The 2907-nt window shown below is 44.3% G+C and carries 2 protein-coding genes; both read right to left on the bottom strand.

Annotated elements, in window-relative coordinates; genetic code table 11:
• A partial coding sequence (locus tag IQ229_RS21920) for a four helix bundle protein (RefSeq protein ID WP_194047357.1) occupies positions 1-251 on the bottom strand: 251 nt, incomplete at its 3' end.
• 52 nt (positions 252-303) lie between these two features.
• Positions 304-2574 (bottom strand): transglycosylase domain-containing protein, encoded by a 2271-nt coding sequence (locus IQ229_RS21915; RefSeq protein ID WP_194047355.1) that lies wholly within the window; start codon positions 2572-2574, stop codon positions 304-306.
• Between the last annotated feature and the right edge of the window lie 333 nt (positions 2575-2907).

The raw sequence follows: 2907 nt of genomic DNA, 5'->3' as shown, positions 1-2907 counted from the left end.
AACCTCAACCAACTGATAGTTTCATACAAAGACCCTCTCGCAATCTTGACAAAACGTCGATTGTCTTGGTCGTTGTACCTACCTCTACCTTCTGCGATATTCGCACAAATACTATCAGCAGACCGAACAATTTGCTTGCCTAGTGTATCTTTAGTGAAATTGTCCCATTTTTTAACAATATGCCAAATTTCATTAGCAAGCTTTTCAGAAAGTTGATAAACTTTTAAGTCCTCAAAATCAGGTCTTCTCACAAAAGTCCATTGATCATTTATTGATCAATAGTGCCCAATGCCCAATGCTCAATTACCTTGTAATTCTCCGCATATAATTTCCCCACAACTGAGCTGCTTGAGCGCTGCTACCAGATGTCGGGGAATTATTATCATTTCCCAACCAAACGCCAGTTACAAGTCGCTGACTGGGGATAAAACCAATAAACCACAAGTCAACGTTTTTATCAGTCGTGCCAGTTTTACCAGCTTCCCCTAGTCCAATGGCAGCACTACGACCAGTACCTCTTGTAATTACACCGCGCATCAAACTAGTCATTTCATCGGCGACATTAGTTGTCAACACTCGTTTGTTGGCACCTGGATCTTGGTCGAAGGAGTAGATTACACGACAGGTTTTGATATCATTGCGATCACTGCAATCACCACTGTCTAAAATTCGGCTGATGGCATGGGGAGGATTCAACACGCCGCGATTGCCAATAGCGCCAAAAGCACCAGTCATTTCCAAAACATTGACTACGCTTTGACCCAGTACCAAGCCGGGAACTGGATCGAGGTTTGATTTTATCCCCAAACGCTGCGCCATTGCCACAACTTTATCTAGCCCGACTTGTCTGGCAACTCGTAAGGCGATGGGATTTTCTGAAAGCGCTAGCCCGGTGGCAATATCTAAACTAGTGTCAGCACCAGCACGACAGGGTTTATAAGTAAAGCCTTGCCAAGTTAAAGGGGCGCAAGAATAATTTTTTGATTCTGGAATTCCCTGTTGAATAGCAGCAGTATAAGCAAAGATTTTGAAAGTAGAACCTGGTTGTCTTTTGGCTTGGACAGCACGATTGAACTGACTTTTTTTGTAATCAGTCCCGCCTACCATTGCCAGGATACTGCCTGTACTAGAGTCAAGAGTGACTACTGCTCCTTGAGAAAAATTAAAATTTCTACCAGAGTTGTTCACCGAATTATTCAACGCTGCTTCTGCTTGTCTCTGTATCGCTGGATCGAGCTTGGTTTCAATGATATAGTTTCCTTCTCTTGCTGCTCCTTCTCCCAAGATTGATTCGAGTTCAGAGAAAACGTAACTATAAAAATAAGGTGCGATCGTTTTAGCTTGCTGTTCGCAGACTTTAGGACTAATTTGGACAGTGGAACGTCTAGCTCGGTTCGCATCCTCTGGTTTAATTTTGCCCATTTCCAGTAACCGCTTAATCACACGATTTCGGTATTCAGCCGCTTCTAGCTTATTGGGCCCATCCCCACAAAAATCGAAAGCGTTGGGGGCTGGTAAAATTCCTACCAATGTTGCTGCTTCTGCCAAAGTTAATTCTTTAGCCGACTTCTCAAAATAATATCGGGCTGCATCCTCAAAGCCAGAGGTATCACCTCCCAAAAAAACCCGATTTAAGTACATCAGCAAAATATCATCTTTGCTGTAAAATGTCTCGAGCTTTAGGGCAACAACTGCCTCCCGCAATTTCCGGCCAAGGGTATCTTGTCTACCTACATACTCGCGGAACAAACTGCGGGCAACTTGTTGGGTAACAGTGCTGGCTCCTTGTTGCACATCTCCGCTGCGGCTATTAATCAACACAGCTCGTAAAATCCCCAGAGGATCAACCCCAAAGTGCCAGTAATAACGACTATCCTCTGAAGCCACTACCGCCGCAGGCAAATAAGAACCAAATTCCTCTAATCGCTTCATGTCTACATGAGAGATTGTCCGAGGCTCTCTCAGGGGAGTGGCTCCATCACGGGCGTAAACAACTACTGGGGCGCGTGTAGCTGTCGGTAGAGGTTTGACTGAAAATTTCAGCCATTCGACGCCAATCACTAATGTTAATAAGGCACTGACACCACCAACCCCATAAGCTGTCCAACTTGCAGCTTTGACATACCATGCTGGTGGATCGACATATTGCAACCGTACAGAAGCGGCGAGTTCTGGGGGCCCCAAAGTCAGAATATCGCCGTGACGCAGTTCTAGAGAACTAACACGACGTTTGCCACGATAAATGCCATTGGTGGAGTTTTCGTCTTTGATCGTGAAAACTGGTGTGCGCTGAGTAGAATTCCGGGATAATGAGAGGTGAATTTGGCTGACAACAGGGTTACGGATGACGATATCGCTGGATTTTGAGCTACGACCGAGAATATAGCGATCGCCCAACAGTGGATATACCTCTGCTTTATCCGCCCCCGCATCCTGCACCCAAAGTTCTGGTACTTTGGCATTAGGCTTGAGCGCCAATTTGGAAAAATCGACCCTAGCTTGAATCGTATGTACTGCTTGAGTCAGTTGACCTAGTAACGTTTGTGGCTTGTGAGGGGGTTGGGGAGAACTCATCGGCTATTCACATCACAGTTTTTAATGAAGAATCGGGCGAATTACAATCAATTTTAGATGTTAGTCTTTCATCATTTTACTCATAAGCCAAAGCATAAATTAGCTCTACGGGGCTTTTTGATTTAATTTATACTTAAATTTATATTAGAGCTATAATATGTTTGTAATTTTAATCACTTCTCTACAAAAGAAAATATTGTTTATGTATTCTCAGAAGCTTATAGCGTTTCCTAATCACATGAGGTACATCATAGTCCCCTCCCCGCAAGCGAGGAGGGGGTTGGGGGTGGGGTTCTTGTACCTCACTTAACCGAGAACTGCTATATCTAAGCT

It is taken from the genome of Nostoc cf. edaphicum LEGE 07299 (assembly GCF_015207245.1).
Classification (GTDB): Bacteria; Cyanobacteriota; Cyanobacteriia; order Cyanobacteriales; family Nostocaceae; genus Nostoc; species Nostoc edaphicum_B.
Note: the sequence above shows the minus strand (reverse complement) of the source record. Positions and strands in the feature narration are given on the sequence as shown.

Excerpts from the sequence above, each read along its gene's own strand:
- IQ229_RS21915 (WP_194047355.1), bottom strand. The coding sequence starts at position 2,574 with ATGAGTTCTCCCCAACCCCCTCACAAGCCACAAACGTTACTAGGTCAA.